We start from the raw sequence: 919 nt of genomic DNA on the forward strand, positions 1-919 counted from the left end.
AAGAATGCCTTATACATACCCACAACAATCAATGCGCCGGCTACCTCATCAACTTCCCACTGGTGTTGGAGGGTATGTTGAAGAGATTGATCAATTAGCTCGACTTTTTCCTCTTCAACTTCATCAACGATTAAAGCGAAGTTAGTACGCTCCGCATAAACAGCAATCGCGATAGCTAGCACTTGTAGATCATCCCGAAGGGTGCCTGACTCAACGCACTCTAGCAAAATGCTTTGGCGCAATAGCGTTATAAATTCTTCAACATGCGGATCAGGTAAAATGCAGTTTAGTAAGGAGTAATACACTAAGGGGTCTTTTGCGACTTCAAGCATTTCAATCGTCGCATTTGGATTACTTAAATCATATTTTTTGACTAGCAATGCCGCAGCGAATCCGGCAAGTTTATCTAAAGCCAGTTCGCTCTTTGACAGAAGCAAAAACAAATCAGCTTCAAGCTGAGTGTTGTAAGATTCTATCTTTATATGTGGGCAGCAGTTAAGCATGCCATGCAAGATCGTAATGTCATCATAGCCATGATTGATTAAAGATCGATAATGCAGGTAAGCGACATCGAAGTGGCCAAGTGCATGATGAGCTCTGGCCATACCTAGAAATGCGTTCTTATTGCCATTATCAATTGAAAGTGCTTTTTCGAACTGTCTGATTGCTAACTCAGGCTCTTCAGAAATTATATGTAGATAACCTAGATTCGTCAGGTATTGTGTATTTTCAGGCGAGTGCTCCAAGCACTTATCAAATAGTTCTTTTGCGGCAGAAACATTCCCTCTATCAAGCTCTATGCGGCCAAGTAGGTTCATTGCCGGCGCNTTGTTCGGGTCGAAGTTNATGACTTCAGTGAGCAGCTTGACAGCCTAATCCAACGCAAACTTCTTGTCTTCAACAGCAGTATCGGTACTGT

Annotated in this window: 1 protein-coding gene; it reads right to left on the reverse strand. The window is 42.4% G+C overall.

Features of this window, described 5'->3' with window-relative positions; all coding sequences use genetic code 11:
* Nucleotides 1-818 (reverse strand): hypothetical protein (locus A3756_RS01155; protein WP_197481083.1); only part of this gene is annotated, 818 nt, incomplete at its 3' end.
* Between the last annotated feature and the right edge of the window lie 101 nt (nt 819-919).

This window comes from Oleiphilus sp. HI0086, assembly GCF_001635225.1.